Below are 20,590 nucleotides of genomic sequence, written 5' to 3' on the forward strand. Positions count from 1 at the left end.
GCGGCTTCGGCGCTTCCCCCCCCGCGCGCGTCGCGCTAGACTTTTCGGCGAATGCCCGCTAGAAGGCGACCGTTAGCGCTAACGGTTGCCGTTGGCCGCGTCCCTCCCGCGCCTCCCCGCGCGGCCCCGTTCTGGAGTCAATGGAGTTCCAATGGTCTCGCGCGTCATCCCTGTGGACCCTTTCGATCTCGTGGTGTTCGGCGCCACTGGCGACCTCGCCAGCCGCAAGATCCTGCCCGGCCTCTATCGGCGTTGGTTTGCCGGCCAGATCCCCGAGGGCGCGCGGATCATCGGCGCGGCGCGCACCGAGATGGACCGCCCGGCCTTTCTCGACTTCGCCCGCAAACAGATCGACGAACATGTCGGCGCGACGAAACACGACCCCGCGCAGATCGCGGCCTTCCTCGATATCCTCGATTATGTGCCGATCGACGCGATGGGCGAGGCGGGCTGGGAGGAGCTGCGGCTGAAACTGCGCCCCGAGGCGATCCGCGCCTTCTACTTCTCGGTGGGGCCCGCGCTCTTTGGCGCGCTCGCGACGCGGCTCCATGCCCATGGCATCGCCACGCCCGAGGCGCGAATCGTCGTCGAGAAACCCTTCGGCCGCGATCTGGCCTCGGCGCGCGCGCTCAACGCCACGCTCGCCGCACATTTCGACGAGGCCCAGATCTACCGGATCGACCATTATCTGGGCAAGGAAACCGTCCAGAACCTGATGGCGGTGCGCTTTGCCAATATCCTCTTCGAGCCGCTCTGGAACGCGCAATTCGTCGACCATGTGCAGATCACCGTGGCCGAAACCGTGGGCGTGGGCGGGCGCGGCGCCTATTATGACCGCTCGGGCGCGATGCGCGACATGGTGCAAAACCACCTGATGCAGCTTTTGTGTCTGATCGCGATGGAGCCGCCCTATCACTTCGACCCCGATGCCGTGCGTGATGAAAAGCTCAAGGTTATCAGGGCGCTGCAACCCGTTCCTCAGACGGATATCGTGCGCGGCCAATATCTCGGGCAGCGCGCCAAGGGGGCCTGCGACACCGATCAGCCGGGCTATCTCGAGGATGTCGGCGACGCGGAGTCGCGCACCGAGAGCTATGTCGCGCTGAAGGCCTATGTGGCGAACTGGCGCTGGAAGGGCACGCCGTTTTATCTGCGCACCGGCAAGCGGCTGCGCGCGCGGACCTCGGAAATCGCGATCACCTTCAAGGAGCCGCCGCATTCGATCTTCGACGAGGCCGATGAGAGCTGGCGCGAGAATGTGCTCGTCATCCGGCTGCAGCCGAACGAGGGCATGAACCTCAAGATGATGATCAAGGAGCCGGGCCCGGGGGGGATGCGCCTCGTGCAGGTGCCGCTCGACATGTCCTTCGCCGAGGCGCTGGGCGAGGAGGGCACCGACATCCCCGACGCCTATGAGCGGCTGATCATGGATGTGATCCGGGGCAACCAGACGCTGTTCATGCGCGGCGACGAGGTCGAGGCGGCCTGGGCCTGGACCGACCCGATCATCGCCGGGTTCGAGGCGCGCGGCGACAAGCCCCAGCCCTATGATGCGGGCAGCTCGGGGCCTGAGGATGCGCTCATGCTGATGCATCGCGATGGCCGTCGCTGGAGGGAAATTCGCGAATGAATTTCGTCGCTTACGCAGATCGTGAGATGATGATGCTGGCGCTGGCCGACCGCATCGCGGGCGAGCTGCGTCAGGCGCTGGAGGGCGAGGGGCGGGTCACGCTCTCGGTGCCGGGGGGCACGACGCCCGGGCCGGTCTTCGATATCCTCTCGGGGGTCGAGCTCGACTGGGCGCGGGTCGATGTGCTGCTCAACGACGAGCGCTGGGTGCCCGAGACGAGCCCGCGCTCGAACACCGCGCTCGTGCGCGCGCGGCTTTTGCAAGGCCCGGCGGCGGCGGCGCATCTGGTGCCGCTCCATGCGCCGACCGAGGCGCCCGAGGCGGCGCTCGGCGCGCTTGCCGAAGGGGTGCGCGCCGTGCTGCCGATCCGCGTCCTGCTCCTTGGCATGGGCGAGGACATGCACACCGCCTCGCTTTTCCCGGGCGCCGACCGGCTCGCCGAGGCGCTCGCCCCCGAGGCGCCGCCGTTGATGGCGCTGCGCGCCGAGGCCGCCGGCGAGCCGCGCATCACCCTCACCGCGCCGGTTTTGCGCGACGCGATGCATTGCCACATCCTGATCACCGGTGCGGCCAAGCGCGCCGCCCTTGACCGCGCCGCGAAACTGTCCGAGGCAGAGGCACCTGTTTCGGTCGTGCTGAAGACCGCCACCATCCATTGGGCCCCGTGATGAACCGCTTTTCCGACCTGCTTGCCTATGCCGAGACCGTCAAATCGCGGCCGATTTTGCGATTGTTCGAAAATGACAAGCGCCCCGCCGAGTTCAGCGCGAGCTGCGGCGAGATTTTGTTCGATTTCTCCAAGACCAATATCGACGCCGAGGCGCTGCGGCGGCTCGTCGCGCTCGCCGAAAGCGCCGGTGTGGCGGCAAAACGCGAGGCGATGTTCGGCGGCGCGAAGATCAACGAGACCGAGGGGCGCGCGGTCTTGCACACCGCCTGGCGCAACCCGGGCGAGACCGTCGTGGTCGATGGCGAGGATGTGATGCCCGCGCTGCGCGCCACGCTCGCGCGGATGCGGGTCTTTGCCGAAGCGGTGCGCGCGGGGCGCTATACCGGCCAGGGCGGGGCGATCACTGATGTGGTCAATATCGGCATCGGTGGCTCCGATCTCGGGCCGGCGATGGCCACGCTCGCGATGGCGCCCTATCACGACGGGCCGCGCTGCCATTTCGTCTCGAACGTCGATGGCGCGCATATCCACGACACGCTGAAGGGGCTGAACCCGCAAACGACGCTGGTGATCGTCGCCTCGAAGACCTTCACCACGATCGAGACGATGACCAATGCCGAGACCGCGCGGGCCTGGATGGCGCGCGAGGTTGCCGACCCGGCCGCGCAATTCGCCGCGATCTCCTCGGCGGTGGACAAGACGGCGGCCTTCGGGATCGACGCGAGCCGGGTCTTCGGCTTCGAGGATTGGGTCGGCGGACGCTATTCGGTCTGGTCGCCGATCGGGCTGAGCCTGATGCTCGCGATCGGCGCCGAGCGGTTCGACGCCTTCCACGCGGGCGCCGCCGCGATGGACGCGCATTTCCGCGAGACGCCGTTTGCCGAGAACCTGCCGGTTCTGCTCGCCCTCGTGGGCATCTGGCACAACCAGATCCTCGGCCATGCGACGCGGGCGGTTTTGCCCTATGATCAACGGCTTGCGCGGCTTCCGGCCTATCTGCAACAGCTCGAGATGGAGAGCAACGGCAAGCGGGTGAGCATGGACGGCACGGAGCTTGGGTATAATTCCGGCCCGGTCGTCTGGGGCGAGCCCGGCACCAACGGCCAGCACGCCTTCTACCAGCTGATCCACCAAGGCACGCGGGTGATCCCGTGCGAATTCCTGGTCGCCGCGCGCGGCCATGAGGGCGATCTCGCGCATCAACACCTGCTGCTCGTCGCCAATTGCCTCGCGCAGTCGGAGGCGCTCCTGCGCGGCCGCTCGCTCGAGGAAGCCACGGAAATCCTGCGCAAAAAGGGCCTCACCGGGCCTGAGCTCGAACGTCAGGCACGCCACCGCGTGTTCCCCGGAAATCGGCCCTCGACCACGCTCCTCTACCCGATGCTGACGCCTGAAACGCTCGGCGCGATCATCGCCCTTTACGAGCATCGCGTGTTTGTCGAAGGCGTGATCCTCGGGATCAACAGCTTCGACCAATGGGGGGTGGAGCTCGGCAAGGAGCTCGCGCTTGCGCTCGCCCCGGTGCTCGAGGGCACGGCACAGGGCGAAGGCAAGGATGGCTCGACCCGTGCCTTGGCCGCGCGGATCCGGATGCTGCGCGGGATCTGAGCGCGAAGGGGGCGCTGCCCCCGGACCCCCGGCGCGTCTCAGGGGCTCAGCGCGTCTCTTTCGGGCGCAGCACCAGCCAGACGAGCGCCCCGCCCGCCAGCGTCAGGAACGGTAGCATCGCGAGGTTGACCGCCTGCCAGCCGGCCTGCGGGTCGCCTGCGGTCGCGCAATTCATCAGGCTGCCGGAGCTGAGCGAGGCCAGAAACACGCCGCCGAAGACGACGAAATCGTTCATCCCCTGCACATGGCCGCGCTCCTCGGGGCTATGCGCCGAAGCGAGCATCGCGGTCGAGCCGATGAAGCCGAAGTTCCAGCCAAGGCCGAGAAGCACCAGCGCGAGGTAGAATTTCTCGAGTTCGACCCCGGTCATCGCCACCGCGCCCGAGGCGGCGAGGATCACGAGCCCGAGGCCCACGATCACCTCACGGCCGAATCGCGCGATCAGGTGGCCGGTGAAGAACGAGGGCAGATACATCGCCAGAACGTGAGCCGAGACGATATTGGCCGCATCGCCCGCCTCGAAGCCGCAGCCCACCACCGCGAGCGGCGTCGAGGTCATCACCAGGTTCATCAGCGCGTAGGAGACCATGCCGCAGATCATCGCGACCGCGATCACCGGGTCTTTCAGGAGCGCGCGGCGCGAGCGGCCCGGATGCGCCGCGCCTTTCGCGCGCCGCCCCGGCGCGGGGATCTTGAGGAAGGCAAAGAGGAGCGGCCCCAGAAGGTTGATCCCGACGATCGCGAGGTAGGTCGCCATGAACGGCACCACCATCGCCTGCGCGGTCAGTTTGACGAGTTGCGGGCCGATGATCGCCGCGGCCAGCCCGCCCGCCATCACATAGGAGATCGCCTTGGGCTGAAACTCGGCGCCCACGCCATCGGTCGCGGCAAAGCGGTAAAAACCCTGCGCGGACATATAGATACCGGTCAGGAACGAGCCCGCCATGAAGAGCGGAAACGACCCGATATAGAGCGCGCGCGCCGCGATCGCGGCGCCGGTCGCGCCGGCAAAGGTGGCGAGGATGAAGCCCGCGCGGCGCCCGTAGGCGGCCATGAATTCCGACATTGGCTGCGCCGAGAGCACCGAGCCCAGCACGATCAGCGAGAGCGGCAGTGTCGACCAGCAGGGGTTCGGCGCGAGAGATTGCCCCGCGAGCCCCCCCACGGTGAAGATCATCGACATCTGCGCGCCGAGAAGCGCTTGCGCCAGCACAAGCACCGAAACGTTGCGCCATTGATTGGCGGGGGGGAGGAGGGGCGTGGTCATCGCAAAGGCGTAGCGGGCGGCGGGGGGGCTGGCAAGAGGGCGCGGCTTGGGGCAGGGTGGGCGCATGGTTGGACGGATCATCACCTCTGAGGACGATATCGCCGAGGGCGCGGCCTGGCTCGCGGCGCGTGAGCCGGCGTTTGTGCGCGCGATGGAGGCGACGGGGCCTTGGCCGCTGCGCCGGCGCGCGGATGGGTTCGAGGCGCTGCGCGATGCGATCATCGGCCAGCAGGTCTCGGTCGCGGCGGCGACTGCGATCCGCGGGCGGGTTCTGGGCGCGGGCTTCGGTGCGGCCGCGGCCTTGGCCGAGGCGGGCGAGGAGGAGCTGCGCGCCTGCGGCCTCTCGCGGCAAAAGGTCAAATATCTTCAGGCGCTTGCGCGTTCGGGGGTGGATTTCGACGGGCTGCGGGGCCTCTCCGATGAGGCGGTGATCGCGCAGCTTCTGCCGCTGCCGGGTATCGGGCGCTGGACGGTCGAGATGTATCTGATCTTCGCGCTCGGCCGGGCCGATGTCTTTGCGGTGGATGATCTGGCGCTCGCCGAAGGGGCGCGGTTGCTTCTGGGCCTTGAGGCGCGGCCAAAACGACGTGAATTCAACGCCTTGTCTGCCGAGTGGTCGCCCTGGCGGGCGGTTGCGGCGCGCGGACTTTGGGCCTATTACGCCTATTGCAAGCAACGCGAGGGAGTGGCGCCATGACGCGCGAATTGAAGACCGGGCGCGCGGCGCCGAAATCGGGCCGGGTGAAATCGGCGGTGGTGTTCCTTCATGGCTATGGCGCCGACGGGGCCGATCTGCTGGGGCTGGCCGAGCCGCTCGCGCCGCATCTGCCCGATACGCTGTTTCTGGCCCCCGATGCGCCCGAGCGCTGCGTCGGCACGCCCTTCGGGCGGCAGTGGTTCCCGATCCCGTGGCTCGACGGCTCGAGCGAGGAGGCGGCGGCGGCGGGGCTTGCGGCCTCGGCGGCCGATCTTGACGCCTTCCTCGACAAACTGCTTGAAGATGAGGGGCTAACCCCTTCGCAGATCGCGCTTTTCGGGTTCTCGCAAGGGACGATGATGTCGCTCCACGTGGCGCCGCGCCGGGCCGCGCCGGTGGCCGGGGTGGTGGCGTTCTCGGGCCGGTTGCTGCGCCCCGAGGCGCTGGCGGCCGAGGCGGTCTCGAAGCCGCCGGTGCTCCTCGTCCATGGCGATGCCGACCCGGTCGTGCCCTTCGCCGACATGGGCCTCGCGGGCGATGCGCTCGTTGCGGCGGGGTTCGAGACCTATGCCCATGTGATGCCCGGTACCGGCCATGGCATCGCGCCTGACGGGCTCTCGGTCGCGCTCTCCTTCCTCAAGGACAAGCTCCCCGGCTGATCCGTCACGCCCCTGTCACCTGCCTGTGCGATCCATGCTGCAGGGCAGAAATTTCGCAGATGGCGAGGCTTGCCAGATGCGAAACGCCATATATAGTTGATCTATCGGCAGGGGCGGTTCCCCGCCCTTGGCGACCGGACGGGCGACAGGGCGAGGATGGAGTCACCATGCTGGACCACGGCGACAGGGACGAGTTTCGAACGCAGTTCGTGCGCGAGCCATTGGCGCTCAGGCGCTTTCCGGCCTTGGTGCTCAACGCTGATTACCGGCCGCTGAGCTACTATCCGCTCTCACTTTGGCCCTGGCAGGAGGCGATCAAGGCGGTCTGCCTCGACCGGGTCACGATCCTCGCCGAATATGACGAGGTGGTGCGCTCGCAGAAGGAGGCGATACGGATCCCCTCCGTCGTGGTGCTCAAGGAATTTGTCCGACCCCAGAAGCGCGTGGCCTTCACGCGCTTCAATCTTTTTCTAAGGGACGGATTTTGTTGCCAATATTGCGGCTCGAAGAGCGATCTGACCTTTGATCACGTGGTCCCGCGCTCGCGCGGCGGGGTGACGAGCTGGGAAAATGTCGTGGCCGCCTGCGCGCCGTGCAACCTGAAAAAGGCCAACAAGCCGCTCAAGGCCTCGGGGCTGCGGCTGCGCCGCGCGCCCGCCGCGCCGAGCCCGGAGGAGATGCATCAGGCCGGGCGCCGCTTCCCGCCGGGGCACCTGCATGAAAGCTGGATCGACTTTCTCTATTGGGATGCCGAGCTCGAGGCCTGAGCGCCGAGGCTCTCGATTTCGGCCGCGAGCCGCGCCCGATCTGCCGCGATCGGCAGCGCCGCCTCAGCGCGCGCCGCGGCGAGCGCGGCCTGCGCCTGCGCCGCCGCGCGGAAGCCCGCCGGCCCGAGCCGGGCGAGCCCCGCGAGCACCTTTTGCAGCCGCAGTTGCACCTCGATCATCCCCGCCCCGTCGCGCGCGATCAGCATGAACGCGTCCTCGAGCAGGTCGGCATCGCAGAGCGCGGGCACATGCAGCCGCGGATAACACGGGGCAGGGGCCTCGGCGCGCGCCTGCCCCGCCCCCCAAAGCGCCATCAGCCGCGCACCGCGCCCGATCACGTCGATCGCGGTGCCCATGTCATTCACCGCCGGCGAGAGCGCGCGCGAGGCGATCTCGCTGAGCACGGCGAGGCCAAAGCGCGGATCCTGGTCGAAATTGCGCAGATCGCCGAGGCTGAAGGCCGCGCGGATCTCCCGGGCGAGCCCCTCCTCCACGCCGGCGGGCAGCCAGGCGAGAAGGTCATCCTCGGCGAGGAAGGCGCCGGGGTTGTGGAGGATGAAAACCTCTTGCCCTGCGGCATCGGCGCAGGCGGAAAGAGACGGCATATCAATATGTTGCAGGTATCCCACCGCGCCCGCACGGATCAGATGCGCGCCCGCGGGCGGCGCCTTTTGCACCGCGCCGAGCGCCACGCCGCCAAGCCAGGGCTCGGCCACCCGCGCCTCGATCGCGGCGCGCGCCACCGCCTCGACGCGCCGCGTGGTCTCGCCCACCCGGCCGAGCTTGGTCAGGTAATCGATCCAGCGCACCAGCATCCCCACCAGCAGCACCACGACCCCCACCGTCACCGCAAAGAGCACGAGCCGCCCGCTCGGCCCATAGGCGCCGGTTTTCAGCACGATCAGGCTGACGATCGAGAACAGGAACGAGCCGAGGAAGGTCGAGAGCACATTTTGCGAGATCCGGTCCTCGATCAGGAGCCGGGTGGTGCGGGGGGTGACGTTGCTCGTGGCCGCCGCATAGGCCGCGGTCATCGTCGAGAGCGAGAAGGTGGTGACCGCGAGCATGCTCGAGGCGATGATGTCGAGCAGGCTGCTGATCGCCTCGGCCGAGATCAGATCGGGCGGCTCGAAGGGCAGGAATCGCTCCGCCCCCACCGCGGCGAGCGCGCTCGCCCCGCCCAGAGCCGCGAAAAACGCGGCCCGCACCCAGAGTTTGCGCAGGAGCTGTGCGAGCCGCCACCGCCAGCGCGGCATGTCGGCCGCCGCCATCCTCAGGCCCCGGCGAGCGCGGCGGCGAGATCGCCATAGCCGGTGAAGCGCCGCTCATAGCCGAGGCCAAGCCGCCGCGCGGCCTCTTCGGCCTTGGCGTCGAGCGCGGGGTCGTCGGTCTGTGCGAGATAGACGAGCTTTTCGTAATTGCCGAACATCACCGGCACGAGCTCGGGGTAGCGGTCAAAGCCCATCGCCTTCCAGACGAAAGCGTCGAACTGCCGGGTCAGGAAATCGGTCAGGTAAAAGGCGGTGATTTCGCTTTCGGCATGGGCGGCGAAAGCCTCGTTCCCTTCAAAAAACGAATAACAATGCGGGCCCTCGACCATTTCGACGCCGAGTTCCTTGCACTTTTCCAACAATTGCCCGCCGGTGCCGCAATCGGCATAGACGACGAAGATGCGCGCGTATTCGGCACGGTAGCGCGCCACCGCCTCGGCCACCGCCGCGGGGATCTTCTCGGGATAGAGATGCAGATTTGCCGGCAGGCAGGTCAGATCGAGATGATCCCAGCCATTGGCGCGTTTGAGCGCGAGGATCTCATGGGCGAGCGCCCCGCAGGCCAGAAGCAGAACCCGCCCCGCGCCCGCGGGCGCCAGCCCGCTCTCGCTCAGATCGGCGTCGGAAATCATTCGACCCGCGCGGCGAGCCGCGCCACCCCGGCCGCGATCAGCGCCACCATCCCCAGCATCGCAAGCGACACCCCCACCGAGGCCGCAAACCACAGCGTCAGCCCGGCGGCGAGAATGGTGATACAGATCAGCGCGAGAAAATGCGGCAGCGGCATCGGTCGTCCTCCCTCTCGCCTCAATATGGGACGGCTGGCGCGGAATAAAAAGGCCCCGATGCGCGATCGGGGCCAAATTAGCGATCACATTCGCGGGCTTGCGCCGCTCAGCCCATCTGGTTGTGGCGCCGCGCGATCATCTGTTTCGCGGTCTCGACCGCCACCGCCGCATCGCGGCAATAGGCATCGGCGCCGATCGCCCGGCCGAACTCCTCGTTCAGCGGCGCGCCGCCGACCAGCACGAGATATTTGTCGCGCAGGCCCTGTTCCTTCAGCGTGTCGATGACGACCTTCATATAGGGCATCGTCGTGGTCAGAAGCGCCGACATCCCGATGATATCCGCGCCCTCTTTCTCGGCGGTCTCGATGTAATTCTCGACCGGGTTGTTGATCCCCAGATCGACGATCTCGAAGCCCGCGCCCTCCATCATCATCGCGACGAGGTTCTTGCCGATATCGTGGATGTCGCCCTTGACGGTGCCGATCACCATCTTGCCCATCCGCGGCGCGCCGGTTTCCGCCAGAAGCGGCTTGAGGATCGCCATGCCGCCCTTCATCGCATTCGCGGCGAGCAGCACTTCCGGCACGAACAGGATCCCGTCGCGGAAGTCGGCGCCGACGATGGTCATCCCGGCGACGAGCGCCTTGGTCAGGATGTCATAGGGCGTCCAGCCGCGCTCGAGCAAGATTCTGACCGCCTCTTCGATCTCTTCCTTGAGACCGTCATAGAGGTCGTCCATCATCTGGAGCGTGAGTTCCTCGTCGTCGAGTTCCGAGAGGATGATATCGTCGTCACCGGCCATGCTGCGGTCTCCTGATCGCTGTCTTACGTTGGTAATGCGGGCAAAGGGCCCGAAAGGCTAGGCAAAATCCGACATGCGCAACGTCGGCTCCGACACGCGGGGGGGCGAGGGGGCGAAAAGGCGCGCGAATCCTCTGGCGTGAGTTCTCATTTCGTTCTAATTTTGCCGCATCATGTCCATGCTGCCGCTCGACCTGCCCCCGATCGACCCCCGCCAGCGCCTGAAGGCGCGCGGCGCCGCCCGCAACCCCGTCGGGCGGTTCGAACCCTATGCCCGGCTCGTCGAGGATGACGGCTGGGAGATCGCCGAGGAAGAGGCGCTGCTGCGCACCGAGGTGACGATCGAGCGCCCGCGCTCGGTGATCACCCGCAACAGCTCGCCCGATATCCCCTTCGACCGCTCGATCAACCCCTATCGCGGCTGCGAACATGGCTGCATCTATTGTTTCGCGCGCCCCTCGCATGGCTATCTCGGCCTCTCGGCGGGGCTCGATTTCGAAACGCGCCTGGTGGCGCGCCCCGAGGCGCCCGAGGTGCTCGCGCGCGAGCTCGGCCGCGCGGGCTATGCGCCGGCGCCGCTCGCGATCGGCACGAACACCGACCCCTATCAGCCGATCGAGGCGAAATACGCGGTGATGCGTGGCATTCTCGAGGTGCTGAGCGCCTTCAACCACCCGGTCACCATCACCACCCGCGGCGCGCTGATCCTGCGCGATCTCGACATTCTGGCCGATCTGGCGGCGCGCAAACTCGTCCATGTCGGCATCAGCGTGCCGACCCTCGACGAGGCGCTCTCGCGCAAGATGGACCCGCGCGCGCCGAGCCCCGCGACGCGGATCAAGATGATCCGCGAGCTCGCCCGCGCGGGGGTGCCGGTGCGGGTGATGGCGGCGCCGGTGATCCCGGGGCTGACCGATCATGAGCTCGAGCGGATCCTCACCGAGGCGCGCCGCGCCGGCGCCCGCGCGGCGGCGATGTTGCTGCTGCGCCTGCCCAACGAGGTCGCGCCGCTCTTTCAGGATTGGCTCGAACGCGAGATGCCCGCCCGCGCCGAGCGGGTCTTGAACGCCATCGCCGCGCTGCGCGGTGGTGAGCTCAACGACCCGCGCTTCAAGACCCGGATGACGGGCGAGGGCGTCGAGGCCGACCTGCTCGCGCAACGTTTCGCGGTCTCCTGCCGCCGGCTCGGCTTCGCGCGCGAGCTTGGTGCGCTCGACACCGCCCGCTTCGCCCCGCCGCCGCGGGCGGGCGATCAGTTGGAGCTGTTCTGAACAGAGGGACATGGCGCGCCTTTGGTCGGGGCAGGATATGCGTATTTGATCCAAGAAGAAGCCCACTGTTTCTTCTTGGTCCAAATACGCAAATTCGGCGGTCGGGTCAGCCGCGGCGGCGCGACCGGCGCTCGCGGCCGGGGCCTTCGTCATCGGTGCCGTCCGAGGCCGAGGAGAAGGCGCCGAGCTTGGCCGAGATTTCTTCGAGCGAGGGGCGCGGGCCGCGCGGGCGCGTCTCCAACGCGGCGCGCATCGCTTTGAGGTGGGCGGGCATCGTGCCGCAGCAGCCGCCGATGATCGTCGCGCCCGCATCGCGCGCGAGGCAGGCATAATCGCCCATCAGCTCCGGCGTGCCGTCGTAATGGATATGGCCGTCGTGATATTTCGGGATCCCGGCATTGCCCTTGGCGATCACCGGGCGCTCGGTGCCGGCGGCGACGAAGCCGAGGATCGTGCGCATCAGATCGGCCGCGCCGACGCCGCAATTGGCGCCGAAGGCGAGCGGCGGGTTCGGCAGTTTCTCGACCAGCGCCGCGAGCTGCGCCGAGGTCACGCCCATCATCGTGCGCCCGGCGGTGTCGAAGCTCATCGTGCCGCACCACTCCATGCCCGCGAGCCGCGCGGCCTCGGCTGCGGCCTTGAATTCCTCGGGCGCCGAGATCGTCTCGACCCAGAGCACATCGGCGCCGCCCTCTTTCAGCCCCTCGGCCTGTTCGTGGAACATCTCGACGGCGAGCTCATGGGTGAGCGTGCCCATCGGCGCGAAGATATCGCCCGTCGGCCCGATCGAGCCGCAGACCGCGACCGGGCGGTCGGCCTTATCGGCGATTTCTCGGCCGATCTCGGCGCCGAGGCGGTTCAGCTCGCGCACCCGGCTCTGGGCGTTGTGGAGTTTCAGCCGCGAGGCATTGCCGCCGAAGGTATTGGTCAGGAAGAGATCCGAGCCCGCCTCGACCGCGTTGCGGTAGAGCGTGGCGATCCGGTCGGGGTGATCGACGTTCCACAGCTCCGGCGGTTCGCCCGAGCTCAGCCCCATGTTGAACAGGTTGGTGCCCGTCGCGCCATCGGCCAGCAGCCAGTCGCGGGTTTCAAGCAGGCGGCTCAGGGTATTGGTCATTCTCGGGCCTTTCCGGTTGGCGTGGCCGCGCCGGGCGGGCGCGGCCGGGGGCGCGTTTTGCCTCTCCTGCCACGCGCGGGCGGCTTTGGCAAACCCGTATTCTTCATCAAGATCGTGAGCGCGCTGCAAGTTCGCGCCAGCGCGCGCGCAGCGGCGGGGTGGGGCGGCTCTCGCGCGGGGCGGGGCTCTGTGCGAGCGGGGCGGGGCGGTGGATCGCACGGGCGATATCGGCCGCGGCGAGGGCGAGCGCGGCGCGCGAGGGCGCGGCGATGTAGCGCGGCGCGAGGCTCGGGGCGAAGCTCATCTTGAACTGGCGCAGCCCCGTCGCCCCGGCCTGCGCCTCGGCGCGCCGCCAGATCAGCGCGCCCGGGCCCTCGACCCGCGTGGCCTCGGGCGGCAGCGCGGCGAGCGAGAACTTCGCCACGCCGGCGCTGCGCGCGGCCTCGATCGCGGTATGGATCAGCGCCTGCATGGTGCCATCGGGCGCGTCGGGGGCGGGGCGCATCAGATCGAGCACCCAGCTCGCGCGCGTCGCGTGGAAGGAGGCGAAGCCGACGATCCGGCCGCCGAGGCGCGCGATCACCACCTCCTGATGCGCGATGTAATCGGGGGTGAACCGGCCCATCGAGAAGCCGCGCTCGCCGCCGCGCGCCTGCGCCCAGGCCGCCGCCACCGCGCCGAGCTCGGCCAGCGGCAGCGGGCCGCAGGCGAGCTCGGTCACGAGCCCGGTCTTGGCGGCCTTGCGCAATTTCCGCCGCAGCCCCGCCCGCGCCGGGGTCTCGAGCGAGAAGGCGCGCGGGTCGATCTGACATTCCAGCGCGACGGGCGCCACCACCCAGCCCGCGCGCCGCGCCGCCACCGCCGTGCGCGCGTCGATCTTGTAAAGGCAGCCGATCCGCCCCTCGGCCCGCGCCGCGCGGCGCAGATCGGGCAGGAGCGTGGCGGCCTCGGCCGTGCCGAACGGGTCGAGCAGCCCGACGAGCGCTTGCGGCGTGCGCCCGATCATCCAGCCGCCGTGCAGGTCGCTCGAGAGCAGCGCGCCATGTTCGCCTTGCCACATCAGGCCGAGTTCCGCCTGCCGGTCGGCCACGATCAGCGCCGTCAGGCGCGGTGTGAGGCGCGGCGCGGGGGCGACGAGGCGGCGCTCGGCCGGCGCGTCGGTGCCCGGGCGGGCGAAGGCCACGACCGCGATCGCGAGCGCCGCGGGGGCGCCGTAATAGACCGCCCGCCAGGCCAGGATCGCGGCGAGCACCGACGGCCCCTCGGTGCCGGGCAGCAGCGTGAGCAGCGCCACCTCGAACGGCCCGACGCCGCCCGGCGTGCCGGAGACGAACCCCGCCCCGAGCGCGAGCAGGAAGGCCGGGAAGAGGGTGGTGAAGGGCATCGCATCGCCCGCCGGCAAGAGCACCCAGAGCGCGGCGGCGGCAAAAGCGGTGTCGAGCACGGTCAGCCACAGGATCCTCGCCATCACCGGCAGCGAGGGTAGGCGCAGCACGACGCGCCCGAGCCGCAGCCCCGGCGCCCAGAGCCCCGCGAGCGCAAGCGCGCCGAGCCCGCCAAGCGCGGCGAGCGCGAGCCCCTGCACCTGCGCGGGCGCGAGCGCGGGCACCGCTTGGGGCAGCACGATCAGCGCGCCGGCGCTGAGCACCGCCCAGCCGGCGAGGAAGGTCGCGGCCACCGTCGCGGCGAGTTTCGAGGCCTCGACGAGGCTCAGCCCCGGCAGCATCCGCCAGCGCACCAGCGCCCCGGAGACGAGCCCGAAGCCCACCGTCTGCGAGATCGCAATCGCGGTCCAGCCGGCGCGGCGCGCGCGCTCGGGCGCAACGCGGGTGGCCAGCGCGCGATGGATCAGCGCATCATATTGCGCGAGCGCGAGGAAGGAGCCGAGCGTGGCCAGCCCCGCCAGCGCCCATTGCCCGAGGCTGACCGCGCCGAGGGCGGTGAGAATCGCCTCGGTGTCGAGGGCGGCGAGTTTCTTGTGCAGGAGCCCCGCGAAGAGCACCACGAGCCCGAGCGCGATCGCCTGACGTTTGGCCACGCGCAGCCAGCTCGGCCGCGCATCGCCCTGCGCGGCGGCGCGCGCGCTCACTTGCGCGGCGCGGATCTCGGCGGGCGTGGGATCGGGGTCGAGCTGCGGGCCCGCCTCGGCCAGCGCGGCTTGCGCGAGGCTGAGCTCGGCGGCGATCCGGGCCTGCGCGCTGCGCGGTTGCGGATGGTAGAGCCGCCGCACCGCTGCGCGCGCCCCCCCGGCAGAAGCTGCGCCTCGAGACATCTCATCCTCCCCATAACCACCGCGGCCCGGTTTAGAGGAGATGCGTTCACATCCGGTTTACAGCCGCCCGCGGGGCGGGGAAGACTGTGATCTGGGTAAATGAAAACCCCCACAACCGGGGTTGCGGGGGTCTTTTCGGGCCGGGCGGTGCGCTCAGCCGAGTTCGAGCTGGCGCTTGGCTTCCGCCATGCATTCGGCCATTTTGGCCCGGATCGTCGCTTCATCGGCTTTGCCGGCGAGATCTGCGACGAGCTTGCGCAGGACGTCTTCGCGCCCCGCCTCCTCGAAATCGGCCGCGATCAGCTCCGCGGCATAGGCTTCGACATCCTTTTCGAGAAGGGCGCCGGCCCATTTGGCCAGCAGCTTGTTGCAGCGGGCCTCGGCCTTGAATTGGGTGTTCGCGTCGTGGGCGAACTTGTTCTCATAGGCATGTTCGCGATCGTCGAACGTGGTCATTTTTCCCCCCTCGTTACAAGGTATTCCGTATTTAACATATGCAGCCGGAACGGCGCGGCTTCAAGGGCCCATTCACGGAAGTTTAACTTGCGCGCCCGCGGCCCTTTGTCTTGCGGGGCGCGCGGCCTTGTCCTATAGGGGCCCAAAGGGCCTTCGGCCCGCCCACGAGCCCGCGCGGCAAGCCCGCAGGCCAGATCGGAACGGAGAGCCCATGGCACCGCGTCGCAAGAAGATTTACGAAGGCAAGGCGAAGATCCTCTATGAAGGCCCGGAGCCGGGGACGCTTGTGCAGTATTTCAAGGATGACGCGACCGCGTTCAACGCCCAGAAGAAGGCGACGATCGAGGGCAAGGGGGTTCTCAACAACCGCCTGAGCGAGTTCTTCATGCAGGGGCTGACCAATGTCGGCATCCCGAACCATTTCATCCGCCGGCTGAACATGCGTGAGCAGCTGATCCGTCAGGTCGAGATCGTGCCGCTCGAGGTGATCGTGCGCAATTTCGCCGCCGGCTCGATCTCGAAGCGTCTCGGGCTCGAGGAAGGCACCGCGCTGCCGCGCCCGATCGTGGAATACAGCTACAAGAACGATGCGCTCGGCGACCCGCTCGTGCCCGAGGAATATATCATCGCCTTCGGCTGGGCCAATCAGCAAGATCTCGACGATATCGTCAGCCTCGCGCTGCGGGTGAACGATTTCCTCTCGGGGATCTTCTATGGCGTCGGCATCAAGCTCGTCGATTTCAAGATCGAGATCGGCCGGGTCTGGGACGGCGATTACATGCGCCTGATCGTCGCCGACGAGATCTCGCCCGACAGCTGCCGGCTGTGGGATGTGAAGACCGGGGCGCATCTCGACAAGGACGTGTTCCGCCGCGATCTGGGCTCGCTGACCGATGCCTATACCGAGGTGGCCAAGCGTCTGGGTGTCATGCCCACCAACCCTGAACCGATCAAGCCCACGCTGATCAACTGACACGATCGACGAAAGGACCTTTGCGATGAAAGCGCGCGTTCATGTGATGCTGAAGGATGGGGTTCTCGACCCGCAGGGCGAGGCGGTGCGTCACGCGCTCGGGCATCTCGGCTTTGCCGGGGTGGGCGGCGTGCGGATGGGCAAGGTGATCGAGCTCGATCTGGCCGCGACCGATGCTGCCGCGGCCGAGGCCGAGGTCAAGCAGATGTGCGAGAAGCTGCTCGCCAATACCGTGATCGAGAAATACACGATCGAGATCGCCTGAGGGGGTCGCCCGGGGCAGAGCCCGGGGGCGCCGCCCCCGGACCCCCGGGATATTTTTGGCAAGATGAAGCAGGAGCGCATGCGATGAAAGCCGCGATCATCACTTTCCCCGGGTCGAATTGCGACCGTGACCTTGCCGATGCCTTTGCCAAGGCGGGCGCCGAGGTGGTGCGGGTCTGGCACAAGGATACCGCGCTGCCGGCCGGGGTCGATGTGATCGGTGTGCCGGGCGGGTTTTCCTATGGCGATTACCTGCGTTGCGGTGCGATCGCCTCGCGTTCGCCGATCGGGCAGGCGGTGGCGGAATTTGCGGCCAAGGGCGGCTATGTGCTCGGCATTTGCAACGGCTTTCAGGTGCTGACCGAGATGGGGCTTCTGCCGGGGGCGCTGATGCGCAATGCCTCGCTCAAGTTCGTGTGCCGGCCGGTCACGCTGAAGGTGGCGACCGAGGACAGCGCCTTCACCGCGGGCTATGGCCGCGAGGCGGAGATCGTGGTGCCGGTGGCGCATCATGACGGCAATTACACGATCGACGCCGAGGGGCTGAAGGCGCTTTTGGCGGAGGACCGGGTGGCGTTCCGCTATGCCGAGAACCCGAATGGCTCGGTCGATGATATCGCGGGCGTGTTGTCGGCCAATCGGCGGGTGCTCGGCATGATGCCGCACCCCGAGCGGGTGGTCGAGGGCGTGCAGGGCGGCGCCGACGGGGCGGCGCTTTTCCGCGCGTTGAACGGGGTTCTGGCCACGGCCTGACCCTCGGCGCTTGCCGGGGCGGGGGCGGGCGCCTAAATTCCCGCCATGCGACAGCCTGTGCGCCCCCCCGATTCCGGCTCCCGAAGCGAGCCCGCCCGCCGTCGCGGGCGGCTGATCACGCGGATCGCGGTGGCGCTGATCTTCGGGCTCGGGCTCGCGGCGTTCTGGGGCACGAACGCCTGGCTCTCCGACCGGTTTTCCGAAACCACCCGGGTGCGCACCGAGCTGCGGCTGGCGCTCTACTCGGGCAATATCATGTCCGAGTTGCAGCGCACCTCGGTGGTGCCTCTGTTGCTGGTGCGCGACCCGCAGCTTGCCAATGCGCTCGACAGCGGGGATTTCTCGAAGACCTCGGCGACGCTGATCACCGCCAAGGAAGATATCGCCGCGGCTTCGATCCGGCTTCTCGACATGACCGGGCGGACGGTGGCGGCCACCAACCGCAATCTGATCGGCACCTCCTACGCCACCGCGCCCTATTTCGTCGAGGCGCAGCGCTCGCGCGAGACGATCTTCACCGCCACCCCGCGCGAGAGCGCCGGGACGGAGTTCAACTATTCCCGCGCGGTGGTGGTTGACGGACGGGTGATGGGGGTGATCGTCGTCGAGGCGGAGCTGTCGAAATTCGAGCGCGCCTGGGCGGGGATCTCGGATGCGGTGGCGGTGACCGACAGCGAGGGGCGGATCATTCTGACCACCGAGCCGAAATGGCGCGGGCTGACGATGGCGGAGGCTTTGGCCGCGCGCGACGCGCCGACCGCGATCCAGCGCGCGCTGCAGGCCACGGCCGATTGGGCCAATGACCCGCCCGACGCCTATCTCAAGGGGCAGGCGGTGATGCGCACCGAGACGCGGATCCCGTTCCGCGGCTGGCGGATGATCGCCTTCACGAGCTATGATTCGGTGCGCGAGAAGGTGAACGCCGTGCTCGCGCTCGAGATCATGGGTTTTGCGATCCTGCTGGCGGCGGCGTTTTATGTGCTCTCGCGGCGCGCGCGGGTGCAATCGGCGCTCTACCGGCGCGAATCGGCCGAGCTGCGCGCGCTCAACGCGCGGCTCACCCGCGAGATCGCCGAGCGCGAACGGGTGCAGAAGGATCTCGCGGTGGCCGAGCAGACGCTCGCGCAGAGCTCGAAGCTCGCCGCGCTGGGCGAGATGTCGGCGGCGGTCAGCCATGAGCTGAACCAGCCGCTCGCGGCGATGAAGACCTATCTCGCCGGCGCGCGGCTCTTGTTGCAGCGCGCCCGGCCCGAGGAGGCGCTGTCCTCCTTCCAGCGCATCGACGATCTGATCGAGCGGATGGGCGCGATCACCCGCCAGCTCAAGAGCTATGCGCGCAAGGGCGGCGAGGCGTTCGAGCCGGTCGATCTGCGCGCCGCGGTGAGCTCGGCGCTCGCCATGATGGAGCCGCAGCTCAAGGCGCGCACGGTGCGCATCACCCGCGCGATGACGCGCGAGCCGGTGATGGTGATGGCCGACCGGATCCGCCTCGAGCAGGTGATCATCAACCTGTTGCGCAACGCGCTCGACGCGACCAAGGGCGTGGCCGATCCGCAGATCGAGCTGATTCTGGCGCAGGGCGAGACGGCGGTGCTCGCGGTGCGCGACAACGGCCCCGGGATCACCGATCTCGAGAAGCTCTTCGAGCCGTTCTGGACCACCAAGAAACCGGGGGAGGGGACGGGCCTGGGCCTCGCGATCTCCTCCTCGATCGTGAGCGATCTGGGCGGTCGGCTGACCGCGCATAATGCCGAAGCAGGCGGGGCGGTCTTCGAGATGCAGCTGCCGCTGATGTCGGAGCAAGGCAACAAGGCCGCGCCAAGCGGCAGAGCAGCGGAGTAAGCGATGAGCCGGATGATGAAAGTGGCGATCGTCGATGACGAAGAGGATATGCGCCAGTCGGTGAGCCAATGGCTTGCGCTCTCGGGCTTTGACACCGAGACCTATCCGAGCGCCGAGGAGGCGCTGAAGGTGATCGGCGCGGATTGGCCGGGCGTGGTGATCTCCGATATCCGGATGCCGGGGATGGACGGGATGGCCTTTCTCAAGCGGCTGATGGGGATCGACAGCGGGCTGCCGGTGATCATGATCACCGGCCATGGCGATGTGCCGATGGCGGTCGAGGCGATGCGCCTCGGCGCGATGGATTTCATGGAAAAGCCGTTCGACCCGGACCGGATGACCGAGCTGGCCAAACGCGCGACGCAAGCGCGGCGGATGACGCTCGACAGCCGCGCGCTGCGCCGCGACCTTGCCGAGGGCGAGCAGGTGATGGGCAAGCTGATCGGCACCTCGGCGCCGATGGAGCGGCTGCGCGAGGATATTCTCGATCTCGGCCAGGCCGACGGCCATGTGCTGATCGACGGCGAAACCGGCACCGGCAAGACGCTGGTGGCGCATGCGCTCCATGCCACCGGGCCGCGGGCGGGCAAGAAATTCGTGGTGGTGAGCTGCGCGGCCTTCACCGACGAGGCGCTCGCGGCGCGGCTCTTCGGGCCGGTCGAGGAGGGCGGCTCGCTGCCGCTCGTCGAGGAGGCGCGCGGCGGCACGCTGGTGCTCGAGGATGTCGAGGCGCTGTCCTCGGCGCTGCAGGCGCGGCTCTTGCAGTTCATCAACGATCAGGGCACTCCGGCCGAAACCCGGATCATCGCGATCTGCAACGCCCATGGCGAGGGCCGCACCCTCGAAGACGCGCTGCGCCCCGATCTCTTCTTCCGGCTCGCGGCGCTGAAGATCACCCTGCCGCCCTTGCGCGCGCGCGGCGAGGATATCCTGACGCTCTTCACCCGGATGTCGGAGCAATTCGCCGAGGAATATGGCTGCGAGGCGCCCGAGATCGCCGCGCAGGAGGCCGCCCAGCTGCTGCAGGCGCCCTGGCCCGGCAATGTGCGCCAGCTGATCAACGTCGCCGAACGCGCGGTCTTGCAAAACCGCCGCGGCTCGGGCTCGATCACCTCGCTCTTGATGGCCGAAAGCGAAGACGCGGGCCCGGCGATGACCACCGAGGGCAAGCCGCTGAAGGAATATGTCGAGAGCTTCGAGAAGATGCTGATCGACAATACGATGAAGCGCCACAAGGGCTCGATCTCGGCGGTGATGGAAGAGCTTTGCCTGCCGCGCCGCACCCTCAACGAGAAGATGGCGAAATACGGCCTGAGCCGGTCGGATTATATCTGATCGGCCGGCGAGGGGGGCGCTGCCCCCCGGCTTCGCCTCCCCCCAGGATATTTCCGCATCGTTGAAGGGGAGGGCGGGGGCTGCTTTTCAACGATGTCCAAATATCCCGGGGGTGAATGCCGAAGGCAGAGGGGGCGGCGCCCCCTGCG

20 protein-coding genes are annotated in these 20,590 nt (G+C 68.3%); 12 read left to right on the forward strand and 8 right to left on the reverse strand.

From position 1 onward, the window contains the following. The first annotated feature begins 151 nt into the window (after positions 1 to 151). From zwf to pgi, 3 genes are read left to right on the forward strand one after another with little or no spacing between them, the layout of a single operon-like run. Complete coding sequence (zwf, locus tag LPB142_RS06760; protein WP_071165904.1) at positions 152 to 1,630, forward strand: glucose-6-phosphate dehydrogenase; 1,479 nt, start codon at positions 152 to 154, stop codon at positions 1,628 to 1,630. Continuing rightward, positions 1,627 to 2,298 (forward strand): 6-phosphogluconolactonase, encoded by a 672-nt coding sequence (gene pgl / locus LPB142_RS06765; protein ID WP_068767293.1) that lies wholly within the window; start codon positions 1,627 to 1,629, stop codon positions 2,296 to 2,298. The genes zwf and pgl overlap by 4 nt, the downstream gene beginning before the upstream one ends. After that, positions 2,298 to 3,908, forward strand: coding sequence for a glucose-6-phosphate isomerase (gene pgi, locus LPB142_RS06770; protein ID WP_068767292.1), 1,611 nt, complete (start codon positions 2,298 to 2,300; stop codon positions 3,906 to 3,908). The genes pgl and pgi overlap by 1 nt, the downstream gene beginning before the upstream one ends. 46 nt (positions 3,909 to 3,954) lie before the next feature. Here pgi and LPB142_RS06775 read toward each other — a convergent pair whose 3' ends face one another. Beyond that, positions 3,955 to 5,175, reverse strand: a complete 1,221-nt coding sequence (locus LPB142_RS06775; RefSeq protein WP_068767291.1) for an MFS transporter — start codon at positions 5,173 to 5,175, stop codon at positions 3,955 to 3,957. A gap of 64 nt (positions 5,176 to 5,239) precedes the next feature. On the opposite strand from LPB142_RS06775, the gene LPB142_RS06780 reads away from it, so the two are divergent. The 3 genes from LPB142_RS06780 (at position 5,240) to LPB142_RS06790 (ending at position 7,298) form a co-directional block, all read left to right on the forward strand. Then, a complete protein-coding gene (locus LPB142_RS06780) occupies positions 5,240 to 5,872 on the forward strand; it encodes a DNA-3-methyladenine glycosylase family protein (RefSeq protein ID WP_068767290.1) in 633 nt (210 codons plus the stop codon). Continuing rightward, on the forward strand, positions 5,869 to 6,531 hold the full coding sequence (locus LPB142_RS06785; RefSeq protein ID WP_068767289.1) for an alpha/beta hydrolase: 663 nt from the start codon (positions 5,869 to 5,871) through the stop codon (positions 6,529 to 6,531). The genes LPB142_RS06780 and LPB142_RS06785 overlap by 4 nt, the downstream gene beginning before the upstream one ends. A gap of 167 nt (positions 6,532 to 6,698) precedes the next feature. After that, positions 6,699 to 7,298, forward strand: a complete 600-nt coding sequence (locus LPB142_RS06790) for an HNH endonuclease (RefSeq protein ID WP_068767288.1) — start codon at positions 6,699 to 6,701, stop codon at positions 7,296 to 7,298. Here the strand turns inward: LPB142_RS06790 and LPB142_RS06795 are convergent. From LPB142_RS06795 to LPB142_RS06805, 4 genes are all read right to left on the reverse strand, one after another. Next, positions 7,271 to 8,569 (reverse strand): DUF2254 domain-containing protein, encoded by a 1,299-nt coding sequence (locus tag LPB142_RS06795; protein ID WP_197474261.1) that lies wholly within the window; start codon positions 8,567 to 8,569, stop codon positions 7,271 to 7,273. The genes LPB142_RS06790 and LPB142_RS06795 overlap by 28 nt on opposite strands. A 2-nt stretch (positions 8,570 to 8,571) precedes the next feature. Beyond that, a complete protein-coding gene (locus tag LPB142_RS06800; RefSeq protein WP_068767287.1) occupies positions 8,572 to 9,201 on the reverse strand; it encodes a DUF1638 domain-containing protein in 630 nt (209 codons plus the stop codon). Next, positions 9,198 to 9,356, reverse strand: a complete 159-nt coding sequence (locus tag LPB142_RS19355; RefSeq protein ID WP_197474260.1) for a hypothetical protein — start codon at positions 9,354 to 9,356, stop codon at positions 9,198 to 9,200. Before LPB142_RS19355 ends, LPB142_RS06800 begins: the two co-directional genes overlap by 4 nt. Before the next feature lie 107 nt (positions 9,357 to 9,463). After that, the gene (locus LPB142_RS06805; protein ID WP_071165905.1) at positions 9,464 to 10,159 is read right to left on the reverse strand and encodes a corrinoid protein; all 696 of its coding nucleotides are present in this window, start codon (positions 10,157 to 10,159) and stop codon (positions 9,464 to 9,466) included. Positions 10,160 to 10,331: 172 nt separating this feature from the next. On the opposite strand from LPB142_RS06805, the gene LPB142_RS06810 reads away from it, so the two are divergent. Next, positions 10,332 to 11,429 (forward strand): PA0069 family radical SAM protein, encoded by a 1,098-nt coding sequence (locus LPB142_RS06810; RefSeq protein ID WP_232230988.1) that lies wholly within the window; start codon positions 10,332 to 10,334, stop codon positions 11,427 to 11,429. Positions 11,430 to 11,535: 106 nt separating this feature from the next. Here LPB142_RS06810 and bmt read toward each other — a convergent pair whose 3' ends face one another. The 3 genes from bmt to LPB142_RS06825 all read right to left on the reverse strand — a co-directional run bounded on the left by bmt (position 11,536) and on the right by LPB142_RS06825 (position 15,274). Continuing rightward, positions 11,536 to 12,546 carry a betaine--homocysteine S-methyltransferase gene (bmt, locus tag LPB142_RS06815; protein ID WP_071165907.1) on the reverse strand — a complete coding sequence of 337 codons (1,011 nt, stop codon included), beginning with the start codon at positions 12,544 to 12,546 and terminating at the stop codon, positions 11,536 to 11,538. A 106-nt stretch (positions 12,547 to 12,652) separates the two neighbouring features. Continuing rightward, positions 12,653 to 14,818 (reverse strand): phosphatidylglycerol lysyltransferase domain-containing protein, encoded by a 2,166-nt coding sequence (locus tag LPB142_RS06820; protein ID WP_156506912.1) that lies wholly within the window; start codon positions 14,816 to 14,818, stop codon positions 12,653 to 12,655. Positions 14,819 to 14,971: 153 nt separating this feature from the next. Further along, positions 14,972 to 15,274, reverse strand: coding sequence for a DUF1476 domain-containing protein (locus tag LPB142_RS06825; protein ID WP_068767282.1), 303 nt, complete (start codon positions 15,272 to 15,274; stop codon positions 14,972 to 14,974). A gap of 211 nt (positions 15,275 to 15,485) precedes the next feature. Between LPB142_RS06825 and purC the strand changes: the two genes are divergently transcribed. The 5 genes from purC (at position 15,486) to LPB142_RS06850 (ending at position 20,441) form a co-directional block, all read left to right on the forward strand. Further along, positions 15,486 to 16,247: a phosphoribosylaminoimidazolesuccinocarboxamide synthase gene (gene purC, locus LPB142_RS06830; protein WP_068767281.1), complete on the forward strand. Its 762-nt coding sequence runs from the start codon at positions 15,486 to 15,488 to the stop codon at positions 16,245 to 16,247. Between the two features lie 25 nt (positions 16,248 to 16,272). Continuing rightward, positions 16,273 to 16,512 carry a phosphoribosylformylglycinamidine synthase subunit PurS gene (purS, locus tag LPB142_RS06835; protein WP_068767280.1) on the forward strand — a complete coding sequence of 80 codons (240 nt, stop codon included), beginning with the start codon at positions 16,273 to 16,275 and terminating at the stop codon, positions 16,510 to 16,512. A gap of 83 nt (positions 16,513 to 16,595) precedes the next feature. After that, positions 16,596 to 17,264: a phosphoribosylformylglycinamidine synthase subunit PurQ gene (purQ, locus tag LPB142_RS06840; RefSeq protein WP_068767279.1), complete on the forward strand. Its 669-nt coding sequence runs from the start codon at positions 16,596 to 16,598 to the stop codon at positions 17,262 to 17,264. A gap of 45 nt (positions 17,265 to 17,309) precedes the next feature. After that, complete coding sequence (locus LPB142_RS06845) at positions 17,310 to 19,106, forward strand: sensor histidine kinase (RefSeq protein WP_071165908.1); 1,797 nt, start codon at positions 17,310 to 17,312, stop codon at positions 19,104 to 19,106. Positions 19,107 to 19,109: 3 nt separating this feature from the next. Then, positions 19,110 to 20,441, forward strand: a complete 1,332-nt coding sequence (locus LPB142_RS06850) for a sigma-54-dependent transcriptional regulator (protein ID WP_068767277.1) — start codon at positions 19,110 to 19,112, stop codon at positions 20,439 to 20,441. The last annotated feature ends 149 nt before the right edge of the window (positions 20,442 to 20,590 follow it).

This window comes from Rhodobacter xanthinilyticus, assembly GCF_001856665.1.
In the GTDB taxonomy this organism is placed as follows: Bacteria; Pseudomonadota; Alphaproteobacteria; order Rhodobacterales; family Rhodobacteraceae; genus Rhodobacter; species Rhodobacter xanthinilyticus.

What these genes read in the sequence shown, in the direction of transcription:
- LPB142_RS06795 (WP_197474261.1), bottom strand. Translation starts at nt 8,569, where the DNA reads ATGGCGGCGGCCGACATGCCGCGCTGGCGGTGGCGGCTCGCACAGCTC.
- LPB142_RS06850 (WP_068767277.1), top strand. Translation starts at nt 19,110, where the DNA reads ATGAGCCGGATGATGAAAGTGGCGATCGTCGATGACGAAGAGGATATG.
- purS (WP_068767280.1), top strand. Translation starts at nt 16,273, where the DNA reads ATGAAAGCGCGCGTTCATGTGATGCTGAAGGATGGGGTTCTCGACCCG.
- LPB142_RS06845 (WP_071165908.1), top strand. Translation starts at nt 17,310, where the DNA reads ATGCGACAGCCTGTGCGCCCCCCCGATTCCGGCTCCCGAAGCGAGCCC.
- LPB142_RS06780 (WP_068767290.1), top strand. Translation starts at nt 5,240, where the DNA reads ATGGTTGGACGGATCATCACCTCTGAGGACGATATCGCCGAGGGCGCG.
- LPB142_RS06800 (WP_068767287.1), bottom strand. Translation starts at nt 9,201, where the DNA reads ATGATTTCCGACGCCGATCTGAGCGAGAGCGGGCTGGCGCCCGCGGGC.
- zwf (WP_071165904.1), top strand. Translation starts at nt 152, where the DNA reads ATGGTCTCGCGCGTCATCCCTGTGGACCCTTTCGATCTCGTGGTGTTC.
- bmt (WP_071165907.1), bottom strand. Translation starts at nt 12,546, where the DNA reads ATGACCAATACCCTGAGCCGCCTGCTTGAAACCCGCGACTGGCTGCTG.
- purC (WP_068767281.1), top strand. Translation starts at nt 15,486, where the DNA reads ATGGCACCGCGTCGCAAGAAGATTTACGAAGGCAAGGCGAAGATCCTC.
- LPB142_RS06785 (WP_068767289.1), top strand. Translation starts at nt 5,869, where the DNA reads ATGACGCGCGAATTGAAGACCGGGCGCGCGGCGCCGAAATCGGGCCGG.
- LPB142_RS06810 (WP_232230988.1), top strand. Translation starts at nt 10,332, where the DNA reads ATGTCCATGCTGCCGCTCGACCTGCCCCCGATCGACCCCCGCCAGCGC.
- LPB142_RS19355 (WP_197474260.1), bottom strand. Translation starts at nt 9,356, where the DNA reads ATGCCGCTGCCGCATTTTCTCGCGCTGATCTGTATCACCATTCTCGCC.
- pgi (WP_068767292.1), top strand. Translation starts at nt 2,298, where the DNA reads ATGAACCGCTTTTCCGACCTGCTTGCCTATGCCGAGACCGTCAAATCG.
- LPB142_RS06825 (WP_068767282.1), bottom strand. Translation starts at nt 15,274, where the DNA reads ATGACCACGTTCGACGATCGCGAACATGCCTATGAGAACAAGTTCGCC.
- LPB142_RS06805 (WP_071165905.1), bottom strand. Translation starts at nt 10,159, where the DNA reads ATGGCCGGTGACGACGATATCATCCTCTCGGAACTCGACGACGAGGAA.
- pgl (WP_068767293.1), top strand. Translation starts at nt 1,627, where the DNA reads ATGAATTTCGTCGCTTACGCAGATCGTGAGATGATGATGCTGGCGCTG.
- LPB142_RS06790 (WP_068767288.1), top strand. Translation starts at nt 6,699, where the DNA reads ATGCTGGACCACGGCGACAGGGACGAGTTTCGAACGCAGTTCGTGCGC.
- LPB142_RS06820 (WP_156506912.1), bottom strand. Translation starts at nt 14,818, where the DNA reads ATGTCTCGAGGCGCAGCTTCTGCCGGGGGGGCGCGCGCAGCGGTGCGG.
- LPB142_RS06775 (WP_068767291.1), bottom strand. Translation starts at nt 5,175, where the DNA reads ATGACCACGCCCCTCCTCCCCCCCGCCAATCAATGGCGCAACGTTTCG.
- purQ (WP_068767279.1), top strand. Translation starts at nt 16,596, where the DNA reads ATGAAAGCCGCGATCATCACTTTCCCCGGGTCGAATTGCGACCGTGAC.